This window comes from Blautia sp. BCRC 81119 (assembly GCF_003184505.1).
Classification (GTDB): Bacteria; Bacillota; Clostridia; order Lachnospirales; family Lachnospiraceae; genus Blautia_A; species Blautia_A fusiformis.
Genome location: NZ_QJHD01000012.1, coordinates 33,232 through 50,696 on the forward strand (window position 1 = coordinate 33,232; position 17,465 = coordinate 50,696).

Genomic DNA, 17,465 nt, shown 5'->3' on the forward strand with positions numbered 1-17,465 from the left:
CGATCGATGCATATTCAAATGATATTATTTCAGAAGAGGTATTGTATATGACCTACAATTTAGTAGAAATTCAGAAAAGACAGGAATCTACTGACAAATTTGTTCAGAAAGTTGGTAAAACTTTATGGCATTACACTTCTTTTCCAGCCTTGGATGGAATTTTAAGGAAAAAAGAGATTTGGTTTGGCAGCGCAACGAATGTGAATGATGCAAAAGAAGTGATTGGGTTTATTGATAACCTGAAGCAGAACATTGAGAACGGTCTTACCCAAAATAATATAAAACCCAAATGTGATGTTGATAAAATATTTAAAGAAATATATGACAGAACATCGCAAAAACACCTTTTTATGTTCTGTTTGTCACAGGCATTAGACGATGCAGCTCAATGGGACCGCTATGCCGATTATGGACGTGGTGTTGCAATAGAATTCAATACCGAAGCATTGCACAACTTGTTATATTATCATGGGATGATCATTGGCGAACAGTATTATACTCAGGAGACCAGGGATCATGAATTATACAAATTATTGTCTTCATATATTTCCACTGGAATTCTGGAAGGATTTTCCAACTTAGATGGATTCATTGATAATTTAGCATTATGTGCCCTTATTCACAAACATCCTACATTTACTGCTGAAAAGGAAATCCGAATCGCACCATATTTTGTAACGGACAACGATTCTCATATCGAATACAAAACATTCAATATAATAAAAGAGTTCTACATTTTAGATTTACAAAAAGTCTTAGAAACAGAAAATATGCACAGGGAAGATATTATCAATTCAATTATTATCGGACCACGTTCATCCCAGAATCCAAAAGATTTGGAAAACTACTGCAGACATCTTGGATTGCATAAACTGGCTCAAAATATAAAAGTATCTGATTGTCCATTGCGTTAATAGATAAGAGGTTCCACTTACAGTGTGGAATCTCTTTTTCTGTCGAAACTCATCTATCGATTTTTGTTGTTGTCGGTTGCTTCATATAGTACACTGTCGTTATAATTATTAACCGGCAATGGAAAGAATGAGGAAATCGTATTGGATACCACAGATTACACTTCATGTGCAGAGATTGAAGAAGCAAATAAAGCGTTTTTCGAAACCAAAAGGAATCGAAAAACGCTTTTTCATATATGACATATAAAAAAATGGAATCATAAACGATAGCATATTATTTGCGAATATCTACCAGTCCCTTTTTCAGTATATATTCCGAGAACTCATATGAAGCTCCGTCTCCAGTCACATTCAGATACAGATTTTTGAGGTCACTTTCATTTACGATCCAGGCCATGTTCAGCTGTACACTTTCGCCTGGTTTTATAGAGGAAATGTAGTTTCCACCATTGCCATAATTTTCAGAGACACTATAATATACCATTCCTCCAGTCTTTGCCACGCCGTCCCAGCTAATGTAGTCATAGCCATCGCCGGCCTGTTCTGTTGGAATGTAAAGCTGTACTTTTCCATTTTCCTTAGTCAGGGTCAGTAAAGCACCAAGATAAAGCATATGGTCGATTTCCTCATTTGAATGATTGGTATAGGTAACTGTAACATAGACCAGTTTCTGATTCACTTCCTCTGACTTCACAATTTCATCCAGGGAATCGATTCCGTCGCCAGATTTCACATAATTCAATGTGTTTGTAGATAGCTTTCCATCAGCATCAATGGCTTCCGCCCATTCTTGTGGTATTTTGTCCGGATCGAGAAGCTGAAGATCATCAGAAATTTGAACAGAATCTACCTTTACAGAAATCGTTTTTTCCAGATATTCACCATTTGTGTTTTCACCAATCACATCCAGATCAAAGGTGTCACCAATTTGGTAAATGGGTAGTTTTTTCTCATTTACAGAAGTACTTATTTCATCATTATCATCTTCTGTCTTTTCAGATATCATCTCTCCGCTCCATGTAGGTAATCCGGCGGTCTTTACCATAGTCGTGTTTCCCTCAATCACCAGATTTTCTGCAACTTTTATGGCTTCATCCTTTGACACATCATCTCCGATGTAGATCATAAGCACACGATATAAATCCGGGCAGATAAGATAAATTCTCTGGTTAAGAGCCCCGTTTTCGGTAATGCTATTATATTTGAGATATATCCCCTGGTATTTTCCAAATGTACGCTCTTCACTATCAATAACATTCTGATCCTGTACTACCTGTCCCAGATCATTTTTATCCAACAGGACAAATGAAAAACTGAACCCGCCAGTCATGTCATGCTCAGGATATTGGAGATGGTACTCGTCAATCCAGCTCATGCCCTCCGGAACATATTTAGTAGACAGATCTACCTCTGGGACCTCATCTGGAAGTACGGTCTTCTTTGCTGCATCACCAGCATCAATTTTGACTGAAACACCATAAGAACCCTGTTTTTCCAAAAACCAGTGATACAGATTTACTCCTGCATATACTGCCGTGGAAACTGCCAGCACACACGCAGCTGCCACTGCGGCAACTTTCGGAGCTGTCCATCGTTTTCTTCTTCGCAGATTCGCCACTTTATTATCCGCCAGCTGCTTTGCCACCTCATTTTGAATCATATTATGGATAAAATCCGGTGTTTCGGGAATATCGTTTTTCATATCTTCTAATCTCATATTGACACCTCCTGTAATTCCTGCCTTAATTTTCCTCTTGCCCTTGCAAGTCTCTTTTGAACGGCACCTTCCGATATTTCAAGGATCTGGGCGATTTCTTTTACACTGAAATCTTCTATATAGTATAGAATAACGGGTAAACGCAGTTCCTCTTTTAAGGAATTTACGGCTGTATATAATTCACTGTAATTCTTTGTTTTTTCTAATTCCAGTTCCTGTCTGTCAGCTAGATTTTCCAATGGGATAAATTTACTGGATTTACGCACAAGACTGTAACATTCGTTGATTAAGATACGGATTAACCAGGTCCGGGCATAGTTATCGTTTTTTAATGTACCGACGTTGGAAAAAGCCTTCACAATTGTTTCCTGAATAGCATCTGCACAGTCATAGTCACTAAATAAAATTGTTTTTGCAGTTGAGTATAATTGTCTTTCTGAATCTAGGATCAGAGATCCAAGTTGTTCCTTTGTCATTTAAACACCACCTCTTTTTTTGCCAGCCAGCATTTTCTTTACATCTATTAGACGTGCAGAAATCAAAAATATCCCTAATAATTTATTCTTTTTCTTATAAATGGACAAGTTCGTGGTTTTGCACAAAAAAATGTCTACTTTCAATAGTATTCCATAATGAATGAGATAACTACCAAAAAGATTAATCATTTGTTGGACATTCTTTCGCTCTCCGATGTGAAAAAGAAAAAAATCTCCAATCTGTCAAGCGGATTGAGGGCAAGGTTTGGAACTGCATAATTCCGACCTCAAAGCTGCCGGAATGTGAAATGCGGCTGCGCATTATCAATCAGCGAGGCGAAGATCACAATCAGGTTTCTATTCGTTATCTGTCCGAACACTTGGAAATTGATGAATCTGTTACAACGGAACCACGATTGGAAGATCTGTATCTGTGGTTGTTTCCGCAGACAGATTTGGAAAAGGAGGACAGATAATATGCGACCCCGGATAGGATCAAATCGGCTTTGGAAACTTATCAAAGCTGCGGTCGAGAATATGGGCCGGTCGAGGAAGATGGCTTTCATCTGGCTGTATATATTGAAAAAATCGTCCCGATCCGTCCTTTACTGAACGGTCTGTCCGAAGCGTTTGCTGATCCATTAACAGACATTGGTGCTGATTTAATGGATATTGACCCGAATGACATTAACGGAGCCTATTATGAAAAGTGCGCAAAACATTTACAGGATGTCATGCGGAACGAGCAAAGAGAAAACGAAACCGCACAGCAGAAAGCTCTTGAAAAATATTCAGAACTTGATACGCCATTTTATCTTCATTCTGGAATTTCTAAAGATGCCTTTGATTATATTGAGTTTTATATTTTGTTCCTTGCTATTTTGTGCGTGGCAATCGCAGTACCTACTTTCGCTGGAGAATATCAAACGGGCGGTGACAGCATCCTGCGAACCACCGAATACGGGCGTAAACAATTAGCAATTACCAAGATTCTGGCGGCATTTACACTTTGCGTTTACACAAACCTATGATGAATTTTACGGAAATATTGTAGCTAATAGCATTGTTTATGCGTTGAAAATATCTGAAAAATTGATGATAGTAGAAATATAATATTAAAATAAAAAATTGTTTTACTATAGAGAAATATATAGTATAATACAACCATAAGAAGTGATAAAAAAATAACAAGTTGACCTAGCCAAACATAATAAGTTTTACTGTTGTGTTTGGCTTTTTTTATTTGATAGCCAGAGCGGGAAGTGAGGTGTCTGCAATGCTAATTTGTGTTATCTTTGATTTGGGAATGGCAGTGATTATGTTTTTATTCGGAATCTGCTTTGTAAAATCAAATGGAAAGGCCGCTGCATTTTTGTCTGGCTATAATATGAAATCTAAGGAAGAACGAAAACAGTATGATGAAAAAGAAATGTGCAGAGTATATGGAAATCGGATGATGTGGATGGCACTGCCATTTGTAGCCGGGGCAGCCATAGATTTATTATACAGTGGAATCGGGTGTCTGGCAGCGTGTGTAATATGGACCGTTCAATTTGTTTTATTGATGAAAGAACGTATGAAACGAGAAAAAATAGAAAAGAACATTTAGGCAAAAATTATATGCGAAAGAAGATATACAAGCTATCCAGGAACAGGATAATTCTCGGGAACAAGAGGAACTTTAATTACTTAAAGGAGATGACGTGAATATGAGATGTCCATATTGTGAAGGAAAAATGCGAAAGGGTCAGTTGCATGCGGTTGGTGCAGGGGCAGGACTGGAGTGGAAAGAAGGCTCTGAGAGTTTGCGGTTAAATACGGATCCAGAGTTGGCAGCAAGGATATCTGGAGACCGCATAGCTGCCTATAATTGTGATTTTTGCAGAAAGATTATTGTCCCTTACGAATATTGAGATTTTCAATTCTTTGAAAAATATGCTTTAAGTAGAGATGGGAACCAATTGAATTCGAATACGATTAATTGCGAGGAATCAGGCGATGAAGATAAAACGTGGAGATATTTACTATATAGAGTTGTATCTGGAACCTGGAAAAATTTCTGACCACAATAAAAGAAGCAATGGAACATTGTCATTTACCGGAGTGGAACTAATGGATGCTATTGTGTCAGCTGGGATGCCAGATATATATTTGAACAAGGCGAACAAAAGAAATCGTAAAGAGGAGATATATTTCAAAATTAAATTGTTTGAAACATATGTTGCTTTATTGCCAAACGGAGAACTTTTATTCGATCCTGCAAGAAAAGTCTATTTGGATAGTACAGAAATTGGTGCAATTAATTATTGGATTGGAATGATACTTATCACTGTACTGGGAAAGAAAAAATATGGTTATGAGTATATGGTTCACTTATCGATGATATCAAACTTTAGTTCACATCCACGTATAAAAAAACATCGATTTTTTTCAGTTAATGGCAAAACTACATACAAATCACCGGATCTAATAGCAATAAACAATTCGAACCGTTATTATGGTGTTTTCGAATCAAAAGGTTATAGCGCTTATGATTCAAATGCTATGGAACGTGGTTATATTCAAGCAAAATCAATAGATAAGATAAATGGAAAACCTCCAAAAAATTCTTTAGTTGTAATGACCGTAACAGGAAAGAGAATAGAGATAACGGAAAAAGACCCAGAGGGTGGAATGGAACAGATTGAAGTCAATTTAAGTTTCCTGCAAATATATCATTATTTGCCGATTGTTGAGTTGATTGTGGAATTAGGCCCAGAGGAACAGGAAGACTGGACATTTGGTTCTCTCGTATATGAGGAAGAAAAGTATTCTATTGGAATTCCTACGGTTTTGTATAAGGAACTTCTGCCAATAGCAGAAGGTAAGGAAGAAAATTTACTGGATGAGTTTCTTGAAAAAATTTCTTCTAAGGAAACATATTTATTAGATATCGTTCCGGATGAGGCAAGGCAGCATATTCTTCATGTAAAATAGAAATATGGAACCTTAAATCTTTATCAACAAATTAATGTAGATGTGGGAGGAAAGGGATATGAAAAAAGAATATAAGGTACTTATTTGTATTCTGGCTTTGATATTCAGCATAGGTGCGACTTGCATAGGTTTTGGATTGATTGGGAGCTCTTCTATGAAATTTGGAATGAAATAAGTGTGTGATTTCGTTTTTCTGATGCAAACAATAGCTACATGCTGGGTTGTTATAGAATTGCTCAAAAAGTAAGCTTATTAGAGGGCTTTGAGTAAGTACCAGTATCTGACATATGAGAGGAAGGCACTGTTATGGATGGTATAAGCAGCAGGAAATTAACATGGGGAATTTGCATCGTTGGAATTGCGATTGCGATAATAAGCTTCTTTTTCTTACCGGAGATTATTCCCGTTCACTTTGCTGGGAATGGAGTCGCAGATGACTTTGGCAATAAGATAGAAATTTTTTTAATGCCGATACTCCTTCTGGCTGTTACAATCTTGAGTGGTATAAAAAGTATAAAGTATGTTCTGATGCATTCGAAGACTTGGCTAACAGTTGGTCAATATAACCTGATGATTGATTGTATTTTAGGAATTATATTGATCGCAGAAATTTTTATGATTTATGCTTCGTTTGTTTAAAGGCTGATCTATAAATAAAGAAGCAGATATATGGCAGTTTCTGGTTCATTGGGCAGGCTGTTTTATATCAAAGTGTGAAGAGGAGCTGGTTCATGATGAAAAAAGTAATTCCAATTATTTTATTTACGGTATCAGCAATATTGCTTTCTGCATGTGGCAGAAAAGAAGAACTGTACGAGATTCCTGACCTGTCACAGTACAAGACAGATTATGTAGGAGATTCTTCGAATGTTATAAATATTGTAAGTGGGCAAGAGTATCCGGAAGGATATTCTTATGATAGCATACAGATACAGTCTGAAACGAAGCCTTATGGATTAACAGTATTTCTAAAAGTTGAGCCGTCTGCAGTTAAGATTGAAGATGAATTGCAAGTTAATGCGGATATGACATTTGATTTGATTGGTAATTTGGAAACACTTGATTATAAAATAGCGGATAGCAAGGAAATCATTGCATCGTATGAACGGTAGATCATTCAGGGTTAATATTTTGTCTGCTATTATGTAGTAAGAAAAATAGGAAAGCGAAATATATATTTGGAGGACAGCAATGAGAAAATGCGAAAAGTGTGGAACAGTCATGAGAGCGGATTTAAGACTTAAAGTTAATGGCGGTGGCTATGGGATCATTGTAGATGTAGATGAAAAACAAAAAACGACAACTATAGATGATGTTAAAGTTGCAGTCTGTCCAGAGTGTGGACATACAGAAATGTATTTAGAGGATTTAACTAAATTGAAGTAAAATTAGATATGATTGAAACAGGATAAAAAATTTTGATGGAATGCTTGTGGAGAAAATAAATATGAAAAAACTTAATTATACAGAAGATTTATTGAGAGTTATCTTCTTTTGGATAGGAATATTCTTTCTTGTTTCCGGTGTCTTAAGTTTTCTTGGAATATCAAAACCAGCAGTAAACTCAGGCATTCAGAATCCAGACATGTTGGGAACTGTGTTTTCTATAACGGGAGTGCTTTTGTGTATAATAAGTGCTGCTCTGGGAATTTATACTGCAAAGCTTGATAAATTACATTTACAATTAATCGAAAATGGTACAAAAGTGAAGGGCTTGGTAGAAAAAGTATATTTGCAAAAATACACAAGATATAGAAGACAGATTCCATACAGGATTTTATATAGTTTTACATATCATGATAAAGTGTATTATCACAAAAGCCGTTTGGTATGGGAAAAGCCGGATCTTAAAAAAGGTGACTTGATTACCGTATATGTAAATAATCTTGGTAAATCAACAGTTTATAATTGCAATGAAGCGGTCTGATATCTAGCCTCTATATTTCGGAAAATACTGCACGATCTGTGGTTTACAGAAGAGCAGCTTCAAAGAATGCTGAGGATGAAAAATGCAAATCCATCAGATGTATGGAAATTCAGAGATTATTAATGGACAAATTGAAAGCTGAAAGGAAAACGGCCTATCCGTTTTCAACATTGGCGGATCCGTCTGCTAATAAGTGGTTTACAAATCAAAAAACATGGTAAGAGTATTTTCATAATTCTGTTCAATTTTGTCTATGTTTTCGAGAATTCTGTTCATGTACAAATGCAACTAAATTAGAGTATAATAAGGGAAACCATTAAAACTGGGTTTTCCGTATTGGACATTCCTGTGATGGCAGGAGTGTCCTTTACATATAGCGGTAAATTCTGAAGTAGTTGGCATAGAAGTTCATAAGGTAGTTGATATATGCTTTAAATCTTTTCATTTCGTTTTCCTCCTTTCTTTATCTTACAAGCATATTATAATATCAGAAGACGTATATTACTTGCCAAATGGGAAGAAAAAGTAGACAAAACTTGCAGGAGATTAATTGGAATGTACTGGTAAGAGTATCACAGACATTTGCCTAGATGCAGGAGTTGAGAGCCAAAGGACATTTAACCGGGTATCTCGTGAAAGATATAAAGTAACGTCAAGGGAATACCGGAATCTTTATCGTGAACAATATATAAGTCAGACCCAGGATGAAATATCTGGAATGGAGAAATAGGATGGCATTTATAATCTGTATAGCAGCACTCATAATCATGATGTTTGTATTTACCAAAATGTTGTTAAGTTTTGGCAATAACAGCAGTGCGGCAGTTGAATCTGTTGATGCGACTGTAGTTGAAAAGAAGCAAGGAATCTATACCCATATGCAGTCTGAATCACATGTACCTTGGTTTCGCGTTGTATTTGAGATGACAGATGGAAGTTTGATGGAATTTCAAATGCAACAGGGAGATTTTCGTGAATTGGAAAAAGGCGATCGAGGTATGCTGACTTATCAGGGAAATCGGTATATATGTTACCAAAAATATAAATTTAAAAGTGAAGCACAGGAGGAAGAAAAATGTTAAGTGAAAGCATTGCAAAACTGGTACAGTATGGGATTACAACAGGTCTGACACCAGAATGTGAAAGAAATTACACAACAAATCTTCTGCTGGACGTTTTTCATGAGGATGACTATGAGAAACCGGACAGCATTGAGGAACCTGTTAATCTTGAAGCAACATTGGGCGAATTGCTGGACGAAGCTGTAAAAAGAGGACTGATCGAAGACAGTATTGTATACCGGGATCTATTTGATACCAGATTAATGAACTGTCTGATGCCGCGTCCGGGCCAGGTGCAAAAAGAATTCTGGGATAAATATAAAAAAAGCCCAAAGGAAGCAACCGATTATTTTTATAAACTGAGTCAGGATAGCAATTATATCCGCAGATATCGCGTAGAGAAGGATCAAAAGTGGAAGGTAGACAGTCCATACGGTGAGATTGACATTACCATCAATTTGTCCAAACCGGAAAAAGATCCAAAAGCAATTGCCGCGGCAAGGAATGTAAAATCCGGAAGCTATCCGAAATGTCTTCTTTGCCCGGAAAATGAAGGATATGCAGGACGTGTTAATCATCCGGCAAGGCAGAACCACAGGATTATTCCGATCACAATCAATGATACTCCTTGGGGATTCCAGTATTCTCCGTATGTGTATTACAATGAGCATTGCATTGTGTTTAACGGCCAGCATACTCCAATGAAAATCGAGAGAAATGCATTCATTAAACTGTTTGATTTTGTAAAACTGTTTCCGCATTATTTCCTTGGATCTAATGCAGATCTGCCGATCGTAGGCGGCTCGATCTTAAGCCATGATCATTTCCAGGGTGGACATTATACATTTGCAATGGCAAAAGCACCAATTGAGCAGCACGTGGTACTTCCGGGATTTGAAGATGTAGAGGCTGGAATTGTAAAATGGCCGTTATCTGTACTTCGTATTCGTCATAAAGACTCTAACCGTTTGGTAGATCTGGCAACACATGTGCTGGAAGTATGGAGAGGTTATACGGATGAAGCAGCATTTATTTATGCTGAAACCAATGGAGAGCCTCATAATACAATTACACCAATTGCACGTAAAGTAGGGGATATCTACGAATTGGATCTGACATTAAGAAACAACATTACAACAGAAGAACATCCGCTGGGTGTGTATCATCCGCATGCAGAATATCATCATATTAAGAAAGAGAATATCGGCCTGATCGAAGTTATGGGCCTTGCAGTTCTTCCGGCCAGATTAAAAGGTGAGATGGAACTTTTGGAAGAGTATATTCTTGAAGGCAAAGATATTTCTTCAAATGAGCAGATTGAGAAACATGCAGAGTGGGTTAAGAAGTTCCTTCCGAAATATCCGGAAATCACAAAAGAAAACATCCATGGCATTCTTCAGAAAGAGATTGGAATCGTATTTACCCATGTTCTGGAAGATGCAGGAGTATACAAATGTACGACCGAGGGAAGAGAAGCATTCATGCGTTTTCTTGAAACATTATAAAAATTGAAATAAAAGGATTCTTTGGGAAATGGGAGGTAAGTGAAACCTCCCATTTTTTTTTAAGGAAGATGATGAAAATAGAATATTTTTTATAAGGTGTGAAACCTTCCTAGGCTTTTCTTTTAGATGTAAGAAGAAGTAGCAGTGGAACAAAAATAAAGATCCTCCATAGTGCAGGAATGGTGATATTGTTTCGGAATGCAAATGCACTGCCAGAAGAATCTGCCGGTATGTAAATGCGAAGATCTACAGTACAGGATGAACTTTCATCTCGTATATCTAAAGGAAGCTGAGAATGATATACTTTGCCTTCATGGGTGAATTTAACAGGCAGTGCCCAGTAATAATGACGCGGACTACCAAAATTATAAAGATAATATCCGTCTGCTTTGATTAAATTTGGATTTTCATGGTAAAGAAAATAGTTTTTATTGGCATAAAAGAATGTCCCGCCCATTAATAGAAGCCAGATCAGCACCAGTGCAGCTTTATTCAAAAAAGGACTATCAAATACTCTTTTCAAAAAATCACCTCCTGTTAGATAAGGACATTTTATCAAATGAACCAGGAAAATTCGATAGAAAGAAAAAATTTATTATTATGAGAACCGATTTGCTTGTATCTGCATCTGATTAGTGTAAAACAAACACGTGTATAATCCGGCCGGACAGAAGGAGAAAACAGAGAAGCGATTTTGTATAGAAGAAAATAAGTGAGATCTGATTAGGTGCTGTCGTGAATCAGTCAAGGATGAAAAATCCCTGACCGGTCATGGCAGCCCTTTTTTTCCTGTTTTCAGGGTTCTGTTCACAGAGAAAAAGGAAAGTGTCTGAAAGTACCCCAAAAGTGCTAAATGTGAGATAAATGATGATGCGGTGTTCCTATCCGTAAAAGAGCAGGGGAAAAATGTTTTGTAGAAATCAGCTTACTGTTTGTAAAAGAAAATGTTTTTTCCAGCAGCCTTGGTTATTTTTTATTAAATCGGAGATATTAAAATCAGACGATTTAAAAAGTTTGTCTGAATGCTGTTTATCGTTAAAAACAGGGGGCATGGATGGGAAAAAGAAAAGAGATAACCGGTAAGGATAATGGAAAGCAAAAAATGTGGATAATGATCACTGTCATCATAGTGTTCTTTGCTATGGCTGGCTATGCAGGAATGTCTTATTACTATTCAGACAGATTTTTTCGGGGAACAACGATCAATGGAATTAACTGTTCTGGAAAAACATCGGAAGAGGCAGAACAGGCGGTTGCTAAAAAAGCAGAGGATTATCTGCTGGAAGTAAAGGCAAGAAATCTGAAATCACAGAGTATCAATGGAAAATTGATCGGATATCGTTATGTTTCGGATGGCAGTATTTCCCAATATCTGGATGAACAAAAACCATATAAATGGGTTCGGGGATTTTGGAAAAAGCAAAATTATACAGCCAAGGAAAACATGACCTATGATAAAGTGAAGTTAAAAGAACAGATGGAAAAACTGGAATGTGTAAAAAAAGAGAATCAGACAGCACCAGAAGATGCTTATGTAGCTTATAAAGATTCGAAGTTTGAAATCGTACCGGAAACAGAAGGGAATACCCTGGATTTCAATGGAGCTTATCAGGCACTGTCAGAAGCGATTACTGACAAAAAAAGAACGATTGACCTGAATAGCTGTCCGGCTGTTTATGTAAAAGCGGCAGTAATGAAAGATGATCCAGATCTTAAAAATTCATTGGAAGAATGCCAAAATCTGATCCGGACCAAAATCGTATATATATTTGGAGAAGAAACGGTAACATTGGAGGGGGACGAGATCAGAAACTGGCTCATTTTTGATGAGAGAGGACGGCTGCAAAAAAATGAGGATGAACTGAGACAGTACGTGGCAGAATATGTGGCAAAGCTGGCTGCCACACATGATACCGTAAATACAGAGAGGGAATTTTGTACAACAAGCGGACGTACTGTTCAGGTGTATAGTTCCGTTTATGGATGGAAGATCGATCAGGAAAAGGAAATAGAAACCATTATGCAGGAAATGATTGCAGGAGTACAGATAAACCGGGAACCGGTATACGCTATGCGGGCAAATGCACGGGGTATGAATGATATAGGCAGCACGTATATTGAAGTGGACCTGTCTGCACAGCATTTATATTACTATCAGGATGGTTCGATCATTTTGGAATCGGATATTGTGTCAGGAGATATGCAGTATGCAGAACGGCAGACACCACCGGGAATTTTTCAACTGTATTACAAGAAAAGTCCATCTGTGCTGAAAGGAAAGATGTTGGAAAATGGGAAATATGAATATGAAAGACCAGTAACTTACTGGATGCCTTTTAATGGGGGGATTGGATTTCATGATGCTTCATGGCAGCCATACTTTGGAGGAAATCGTTTCCGAGAAGGTGGTGGATCCCATGGATGCATTAATCTTCCGGCGGACAAAGCGGCAGAACTTTATAATAGGATAGACGAAAGTGTGCCGATTGTCTGTTTTTATTAAAAATGGGCAGGATATATAGTTTTATATAGAGGTTTGTTTATAAAATGGAAGATCTTAATTGGTCTTCTGTTTTTTTATAATTATCAGCAATAGTTTCATGGAAGAAAAGTGTGTATGTTCCATCCAGATATGGAAAGAAGTCTTTGACCATTTTGACCGGCAACCGAAAAAAATCGAGATAAATGAGAACTATTCGATTGATGATGATGCAAAGGAAACCTTGCAGGAGAAAAGCAAGAGGATGCTGGTTACAGAAGCAAGCCAACGGGAAATGTAGCTGAGCGAAGTGACTTGCCTAAGTAAATTGAAATGGAAATATGGCTGATAGTGTGATATGATTTGAATGGCAAAAGATATTTTAAGGAACAGACATATTAGCGTTAAGTTTGCTAAGGAGAATAATATGGAATGGTTTGGAATTGCAGCATTATTGCTGCTACTTTGTTATTCGGCGTATCCGGGAAAAGTAAAGCGTTTGGAAACGAAAGTAAAACGGTTAGAGAAAAAGCAGAGAGGAGTGGCATATATGTCAAAGCTGATTAATGATCTTGTAGGAAAACAGTGTATTATCAGATCAGAGTTCATTTTTAGTTTTGCGGGAAAAACTGAATTATCCTGCAAGATAATAGACGCAGATGATGAATGGATAAAAATTTGTTATACAGAGAAAAAAGATAAGCAGGTAGTTAAGCTGATGCGGATTGAAAATATTGAATCAATAGAAGAACAGTAAGTTCTATTTTGGAAATTCAGAGGAGTAAAGAGCATGGATTATAATTTACAAAAAAATCAAAATGCAGAACAGACTTATCATTCTATTCGTAATTCTATTGTGTCTGCACAACATCGTTTAAGCACAGCGGTAAATTCTGCTATGGTAACAACTTATTGGGAAATTGGAGAACAGATTTTTAAAGCATGTGGAGAAAATGATCGCGCAGAATACGGAAAGAAATTATTGGAATATCTTTCTGAGCAGCTGACCGCAGAGTTCGGAAAAGGTTTTGATAAATCGAATCTTCGTAAGATGAGGCAGTTTTATTGCACTTTTCCAATTCGAGACACACTGTGTCCTGAATTGAGCTGGTCACATTATCGTGTCTTGATGCGTATAAATGATGAACAGGCAAGAAGATTTTATATGGAAGAATGTGCAAAAGCAGCATGGAGTGTTCGTCAACTGGAACGGCAGATCAACACGATGTATTATCAGCGTATTTTAGCAAGCCAGGATAAGATAGCGGTTGCAAATGAAATTCAAATAACAGAGCCAAAACCAGAATATGAGAAAATAGTGAAAGATCCTTATGTTATGGAATTTCTGCAGATTCAGCCTGACACACATGTATATGAAGGAGATTTGGAACAGGCATTGATTGATCATCTTCAACATTTCCTTTTGGAACTTGGAAGAGGATTTTCATTTGTAGCACGCCAGAAAAGATTTACATTGGATGGACAGGACTTTTTTATTGATCTGGTATTTTACAACTATATTTTAAAATGTTTCGTTCTCATTGACTTGAAAATGGGTAAACTGACCCATCAGGATCTAGGACAAATGCAGATGTATGTGAATTACTATACTCGTGAAATGATGAATGAAGGAGACACGCAGCCTATTGGAATTGTACTTTGTGCAGATAAGGGAGATTCTATTGTAAAATATACGCTTCCTGAAGATAATCACCAGATATTTGCATCGAAATATTTCACCTATCTGCCGTCAGAGGAAGAATTGAAACGTGAATTAAATTTGAAAGAATTTTACAAAAAAGAATAAAAACGAAAATACAAAGCGGAAGTTATAGTAAAGGAGATTCACAATGAAGTTTTGGATTTTTATGTTGATTATGGATTTGCTTCTTCCATTTACGATGATTGGTTTTGGAAGATATTTTATGAAAAAGGCTCCAAAGGAAATAAATTCAGTATTTGGATATCGAACTTCGATGTCTATGAAGAATAAAGACACATGGGAATTTGCTCATAAATATTGTGGTAAAGTCTGGTATGTCTGTGGAATGGTTATGTTGCCGATAACAGTAATATTCATGCTTTTAGTAATTGGAAAAAATGAAGATTGTGTTGGGAGTATGGGAGGAATTATTTGTGGTGTTCAACTTATTCCTTTAATTGGGTCTATTCTCCCAACAGAAATAGCATTAAAAAAGAATTTTGATAAGAATGGAACAAGACGATAAAGTTTGCAGAATCAAGAAAATCGGAATTTATAGGAGAACATAGATATGAATATAGAATTAAGAAAGTGGTCGGTTGAAGATAAAGAAGTATTAATAAAAATGTGTAATTCAATTGATAGAAGTTTTTTATCTGATAGATTACCTAATCCATATACAAATGCATCTGCTGAGTGGTGGTTAACCATGGTAAAAGACAACGAAGGTAAAAAAGGTGTCTTTCGAGAGATTGTTGTTGATGGTAAAATTGTAGGAACGATATCTGTTGAACAGAAGGACGATGTGTATCGCAAGGATTCTGAAATTGGTTATTATTTATTGCAGGAAGTATATTCAAAAGGCATTATGAGTGAAGCAGTAAGACAGATTTGTGAAATTGCATTTGAAACATTAGACATTATCCGTATTACAGGGCTTGTATATGAAGCAAATATCGCATCAAGAAAAGTGTTAGAAAGAAATGGCTTTTTACTTGAAGGAAAAATGGAAAAAGCAGTTATTAAGAATAACAATATTTTTGATTTATGTATTTATGGGAAAGTAAGATAAATTTAGAATTTGAGGAGGTGGAAAATGTATTTCACGGATGAGAAAGATTACATTATGCGAATGATAAAAGAAATGGTGAGAATATTATTCTCTTTAATATATGGGAAAAAGTATGTTTCTGTTGAGCTTGAAAAAGAAAACAAATATGAAGTGTCAGGGAAAAATTTGAAAAGTTTTCTTGATATGATTGATTCAGGGCAAATTAACGAAGCAGAGAATATACTTTTAGATAACATTGATTATGCAAATAATGATGAAGTGATGGCGGCAGCTCTTTTCTATCAATACCTTAGTGAGAAAGATAGTGAGTTTTTGATTAACAACAATTATACAAAAGAAGAAGTGCTTTCTGGCTTTAAGCAATTACTTGTGCAGTCAGGATATAATAATTTGTTATATATGATTAAGGATGATGAGTAATGCAGAAAATCCAGTTTGTAGAATTCAAAAATTTAATATGAAATATGAGATAGAGCGTATGGAAATAATCTATACGTTCTATTTTTTTTTGCCTTTTTGAAAAAAGTGATTAAAAAACTATTGACATTTTGTTACCGGAAGAACTAGCCAATCAGTTGGGCGTATCCAGACAGGCAGTATCTAAGTGGGAAAGTGCAGGAGCTGTTCCAGATTTGCAAAGAATTTTACAGATGTATCTTTTTGACGAACCGGAAGCTGCATTATCCCCACAGAGACAGCTTACATTGTTGATGCAAATATATAGTTGTGCAAAAGAGGGAGCACAGTTTATTATAGTTACGCATTCGCCAATTTTGTTAGGAATACCTGATGCAGATATCTATTGTTTTGATGATGGACGAATACATTTATGCGAATATGAAGAAACAGAGAGCTATCGGGTAACAGAAATGTTCATAAATAACAGGCAGATGCTGTTGGATAAATTGCTAACAGATTAGACAAGAAAGGAATCGACGGATTCAAGTTTGTGAAATTAAGAAAATCAGGATTGTAGAGGAAAATATTACATGAAGAAATTAGGACAATAAGCGGGAATCCTCGGCAATTCAATTACCGAGATGAAAGCGCAGGAGTGTGCATGGCTGCACATTGAAATAATCTGATAATATAATAATCTCCCTTGATATTAATGCCATAACTGGCATATAATCAATCGAAAATATGTTTGATTTTTTGTTGCGTATTTCCGCTCATCATGTTATACTATATGTATGAAAGAAAATCTAATACATTACAGGACTTGTGTATGTAATATCAACTACCATATGGTGTGGTCGGTGAAATACCGGCGGAAGATATTAAACCCAGAAATTGAGGAATACCTTCAGGAACTGGTGCAGCAGATTGCTGAGGATAAGGGGTTTACCGTTCATCTATTCGAATGTGGTGAAGGTGACCATGTCCATTGCTTTGTATCAGCTCCGCCAAAGCTGTCCATAACAGCAATTGTCAAGTATCTGAAGGGGATCACCGGCAGAAAACTGTTCGAACGTTTTCCGGAAATAAGAAACCAGCTATGGAAGGGAGAGCTGTGGAATCATTCCTATTATGTGGAAACAATCGGATCTGTATCTGAGGAAAATATCCGCCGTTATATTGAACATCAGAGCAAGTCGTATTGATTTAAGACGGACTGTGAATAGCGGTCCGCATA

The 17,465-nt window shown here is 36.5% G+C and carries 24 protein-coding genes and 2 pseudogenes; 23 read left to right on the top strand and 3 right to left on the bottom strand.

What is annotated here, in order from left to right:
- Window positions 1-47 precede the first annotated feature (47 nt).
- Window positions 48-914: a DUF2971 domain-containing protein gene (locus DMI82_RS08905; RefSeq protein ID WP_055056206.1), complete on the top strand. Its 867-nt coding sequence runs from the start codon at window positions 48-50 to the stop codon at window positions 912-914.
- A 274-nt stretch (window positions 915-1,188) separates the two neighbouring features.
- Here the strand turns inward: DMI82_RS08905 and DMI82_RS08910 are convergent, their stop codons facing one another.
- Complete coding sequence (locus DMI82_RS08910; protein WP_110103110.1) at window positions 1,189-2,631, bottom strand: DUF4367 domain-containing protein; 1,443 nt, start codon at window positions 2,629-2,631, stop codon at window positions 1,189-1,191.
- A complete protein-coding gene (locus DMI82_RS08915) occupies window positions 2,628-3,107 on the bottom strand; it encodes a sigma-70 family RNA polymerase sigma factor (protein WP_110103111.1) in 480 nt (159 codons plus the stop codon). The genes DMI82_RS08910 and DMI82_RS08915 overlap by 4 nt, the downstream gene beginning before the upstream one ends.
- Before the next feature lie 506 nt (window positions 3,108-3,613).
- On the opposite strand from DMI82_RS08915, the gene DMI82_RS08925 reads away from it, so the two are divergent.
- The 12 genes from DMI82_RS08925 to galT all read left to right on the top strand — a co-directional run bounded on the left by DMI82_RS08925 (window position 3,614) and on the right by galT (window position 10,576).
- On the top strand, window positions 3,614-4,138 hold the full coding sequence (locus DMI82_RS08925; RefSeq protein ID WP_226844624.1) for a hypothetical protein: 525 nt from the start codon (window positions 3,614-3,616) through the stop codon (window positions 4,136-4,138).
- A gap of 245 nt (window positions 4,139-4,383) precedes the next feature.
- On the top strand, window positions 4,384-4,716 hold the full coding sequence (locus DMI82_RS08930; RefSeq protein ID WP_055056119.1) for a DUF3784 domain-containing protein: 333 nt from the start codon (window positions 4,384-4,386) through the stop codon (window positions 4,714-4,716).
- A 100-nt stretch (window positions 4,717-4,816) separates the two neighbouring features.
- A complete protein-coding gene (locus tag DMI82_RS20775; RefSeq protein WP_055056118.1) occupies window positions 4,817-5,020 on the top strand; it encodes a PF20097 family protein in 204 nt (67 codons plus the stop codon).
- A gap of 85 nt (window positions 5,021-5,105) precedes the next feature.
- Window positions 5,106-6,083, top strand: coding sequence for a hypothetical protein (locus tag DMI82_RS08940; RefSeq protein WP_055056117.1), 978 nt, complete (start codon window positions 5,106-5,108; stop codon window positions 6,081-6,083).
- Window positions 6,084-6,389: 306 nt separating this feature from the next.
- On the top strand, window positions 6,390-6,722 hold the full coding sequence (locus DMI82_RS08945) for a DUF1648 domain-containing protein (protein WP_110103112.1): 333 nt from the start codon (window positions 6,390-6,392) through the stop codon (window positions 6,720-6,722).
- A 92-nt stretch (window positions 6,723-6,814) separates the two neighbouring features.
- Complete coding sequence (locus DMI82_RS08950) at window positions 6,815-7,195, top strand: DUF4825 domain-containing protein (RefSeq protein ID WP_055056114.1); 381 nt, start codon at window positions 6,815-6,817, stop codon at window positions 7,193-7,195.
- A gap of 79 nt (window positions 7,196-7,274) precedes the next feature.
- Window positions 7,275-7,469, top strand: coding sequence for a zinc ribbon domain-containing protein (locus DMI82_RS08955; RefSeq protein WP_110103113.1), 195 nt, complete (start codon window positions 7,275-7,277; stop codon window positions 7,467-7,469).
- Between the two features lie 61 nt (window positions 7,470-7,530).
- Window positions 7,531-8,010: a hypothetical protein gene (locus DMI82_RS08960; RefSeq protein ID WP_110103114.1), complete on the top strand. Its 480-nt coding sequence runs from the start codon at window positions 7,531-7,533 to the stop codon at window positions 8,008-8,010.
- 27 nt (window positions 8,011-8,037) lie between these two features.
- Window positions 8,038-8,133, top strand: a complete 96-nt coding sequence (locus tag DMI82_RS20780; RefSeq protein ID WP_179963059.1) for a hypothetical protein — start codon at window positions 8,038-8,040, stop codon at window positions 8,131-8,133.
- A gap of 427 nt (window positions 8,134-8,560) precedes the next feature.
- Entirely contained in the window at window positions 8,561-8,740 is a 180-nt protein-coding gene (locus DMI82_RS20675; protein ID WP_110103116.1) for an AraC family transcriptional regulator, read from the top strand.
- Between the two features lies 1 nt (window position 8,741).
- Window positions 8,742-9,092 (top strand): DUF2500 domain-containing protein, encoded by a 351-nt coding sequence (locus DMI82_RS08975; RefSeq protein WP_158526443.1) that lies wholly within the window; start codon window positions 8,742-8,744, stop codon window positions 9,090-9,092.
- On the top strand, window positions 9,086-10,576 hold the full coding sequence (gene galT / locus DMI82_RS08980) for a UDP-glucose--hexose-1-phosphate uridylyltransferase (RefSeq protein WP_110103117.1): 1,491 nt from the start codon (window positions 9,086-9,088) through the stop codon (window positions 10,574-10,576). The genes DMI82_RS08975 and galT overlap by 7 nt, the downstream gene beginning before the upstream one ends.
- Window positions 10,577-10,685: 109 nt before the next feature.
- On the opposite strand, the gene DMI82_RS08985 is transcribed toward galT, so the two are convergent.
- Window positions 10,686-11,099: a hypothetical protein gene (locus DMI82_RS08985; protein ID WP_044961941.1), complete on the bottom strand. Its 414-nt coding sequence runs from the start codon at window positions 11,097-11,099 to the stop codon at window positions 10,686-10,688.
- 531 nt (window positions 11,100-11,630) lie between these two features.
- On the opposite strand from DMI82_RS08985, the gene DMI82_RS08990 reads away from it, so the two are divergent.
- The 10 genes and pseudogenes from DMI82_RS08990 (at window position 11,631) to tnpA (ending at window position 17,433) form a co-directional block, all read left to right on the top strand.
- Window positions 11,631-13,079: a L,D-transpeptidase family protein gene (locus DMI82_RS08990; protein ID WP_021652238.1), complete on the top strand. Its 1,449-nt coding sequence runs from the start codon at window positions 11,631-11,633 to the stop codon at window positions 13,077-13,079.
- A 97-nt stretch (window positions 13,080-13,176) separates the two neighbouring features.
- Window positions 13,177-13,356 (top strand): hypothetical protein, encoded by a 180-nt coding sequence (locus DMI82_RS08995; RefSeq protein ID WP_015525005.1) that lies wholly within the window; start codon window positions 13,177-13,179, stop codon window positions 13,354-13,356.
- A 66-nt stretch (window positions 13,357-13,422) separates the two neighbouring features.
- The gene (locus DMI82_RS09000) at window positions 13,423-13,812 is read left to right on the top strand and encodes a hypothetical protein (protein ID WP_242981826.1); all 390 of its coding nucleotides are present in this window, start codon (window positions 13,423-13,425) and stop codon (window positions 13,810-13,812) included.
- A gap of 33 nt (window positions 13,813-13,845) precedes the next feature.
- The gene (locus DMI82_RS09005) at window positions 13,846-14,862 is read left to right on the top strand and encodes a PDDEXK nuclease domain-containing protein (RefSeq protein ID WP_110103119.1); all 1,017 of its coding nucleotides are present in this window, start codon (window positions 13,846-13,848) and stop codon (window positions 14,860-14,862) included.
- 43 nt (window positions 14,863-14,905) lie between these two features.
- Window positions 14,906-15,283, top strand: a complete 378-nt coding sequence (locus DMI82_RS09010) for an SdpI family protein (RefSeq protein ID WP_015525008.1) — start codon at window positions 14,906-14,908, stop codon at window positions 15,281-15,283.
- Between the two features lie 45 nt (window positions 15,284-15,328).
- Window positions 15,329-15,829: a GNAT family N-acetyltransferase gene (locus DMI82_RS09015; protein WP_110103120.1), complete on the top strand. Its 501-nt coding sequence runs from the start codon at window positions 15,329-15,331 to the stop codon at window positions 15,827-15,829.
- Window positions 15,830-15,853: 24 nt separating this feature from the next.
- Window positions 15,854-16,249, top strand: a complete 396-nt coding sequence (locus tag DMI82_RS09020) for a DUF6483 family protein (protein WP_015525010.1) — start codon at window positions 15,854-15,856, stop codon at window positions 16,247-16,249.
- 119 nt (window positions 16,250-16,368) lie between these two features.
- A pseudogene (locus tag DMI82_RS20785) lies at window positions 16,369-16,482 on the top strand (helix-turn-helix domain-containing protein); the annotation flags it as partial.
- Window positions 16,480-16,749: pseudogene (locus DMI82_RS09025) on the top strand (AAA family ATPase); the annotation flags it as partial. The pseudogenes DMI82_RS20785 and DMI82_RS09025, both read left to right, overlap by 3 nt.
- 273 nt (window positions 16,750-17,022) lie before the next feature.
- Window positions 17,023-17,433: an IS200/IS605 family transposase gene (gene tnpA, locus DMI82_RS09030; protein WP_192925805.1), complete on the top strand. Its 411-nt coding sequence runs from the start codon at window positions 17,023-17,025 to the stop codon at window positions 17,431-17,433.
- Window positions 17,434-17,465: the final 32 nt, after the last annotated feature.

Coding starts and splice junctions, on each gene's coding strand:
- DMI82_RS08905 (WP_055056206.1), top strand. CDS start 48: ATGACCTACAATTTAGTAGAAATTCAGAAAAGACAGGAATCTACTGAC.
- DMI82_RS08910 (WP_110103110.1), bottom strand. CDS start 2,631: ATGAGATTAGAAGATATGAAAAACGATATTCCCGAAACACCGGATTTT.
- DMI82_RS08915 (WP_110103111.1), bottom strand. CDS start 3,107: ATGACAAAGGAACAACTTGGATCTCTGATCCTAGATTCAGAAAGACAA.
- DMI82_RS08930 (WP_055056119.1), top strand. CDS start 4,384: ATGCTAATTTGTGTTATCTTTGATTTGGGAATGGCAGTGATTATGTTT.
- DMI82_RS20775 (WP_055056118.1), top strand. CDS start 4,817: ATGAGATGTCCATATTGTGAAGGAAAAATGCGAAAGGGTCAGTTGCAT.
- DMI82_RS08940 (WP_055056117.1), top strand. CDS start 5,106: ATGAAGATAAAACGTGGAGATATTTACTATATAGAGTTGTATCTGGAA.
- DMI82_RS08945 (WP_110103112.1), top strand. CDS start 6,390: ATGGATGGTATAAGCAGCAGGAAATTAACATGGGGAATTTGCATCGTT.
- DMI82_RS08950 (WP_055056114.1), top strand. CDS start 6,815: ATGATGAAAAAAGTAATTCCAATTATTTTATTTACGGTATCAGCAATA.
- DMI82_RS08955 (WP_110103113.1), top strand. CDS start 7,275: ATGAGAAAATGCGAAAAGTGTGGAACAGTCATGAGAGCGGATTTAAGA.
- DMI82_RS08960 (WP_110103114.1), top strand. CDS start 7,531: ATGAAAAAACTTAATTATACAGAAGATTTATTGAGAGTTATCTTCTTT.
- DMI82_RS08975 (WP_158526443.1), top strand. CDS start 8,742: ATGGCATTTATAATCTGTATAGCAGCACTCATAATCATGATGTTTGTA.
- galT (WP_110103117.1), top strand. CDS start 9,086: ATGTTAAGTGAAAGCATTGCAAAACTGGTACAGTATGGGATTACAACA.
- DMI82_RS08990 (WP_021652238.1), top strand. CDS start 11,631: ATGGGAAAAAGAAAAGAGATAACCGGTAAGGATAATGGAAAGCAAAAA.
- DMI82_RS08995 (WP_015525005.1), top strand. CDS start 13,177: ATGGAAGAAAAGTGTGTATGTTCCATCCAGATATGGAAAGAAGTCTTT.
- DMI82_RS09000 (WP_242981826.1), top strand. CDS start 13,423: ATGGCAAAAGATATTTTAAGGAACAGACATATTAGCGTTAAGTTTGCT.
- DMI82_RS09005 (WP_110103119.1), top strand. CDS start 13,846: ATGGATTATAATTTACAAAAAAATCAAAATGCAGAACAGACTTATCAT.
- DMI82_RS09010 (WP_015525008.1), top strand. CDS start 14,906: ATGAAGTTTTGGATTTTTATGTTGATTATGGATTTGCTTCTTCCATTT.
- DMI82_RS09015 (WP_110103120.1), top strand. CDS start 15,329: ATGAATATAGAATTAAGAAAGTGGTCGGTTGAAGATAAAGAAGTATTA.
- DMI82_RS09020 (WP_015525010.1), top strand. CDS start 15,854: ATGTATTTCACGGATGAGAAAGATTACATTATGCGAATGATAAAAGAA.
- tnpA (WP_192925805.1), top strand. CDS start 17,023: ATGAAAGAAAATCTAATACATTACAGGACTTGTGTATGTAATATCAAC.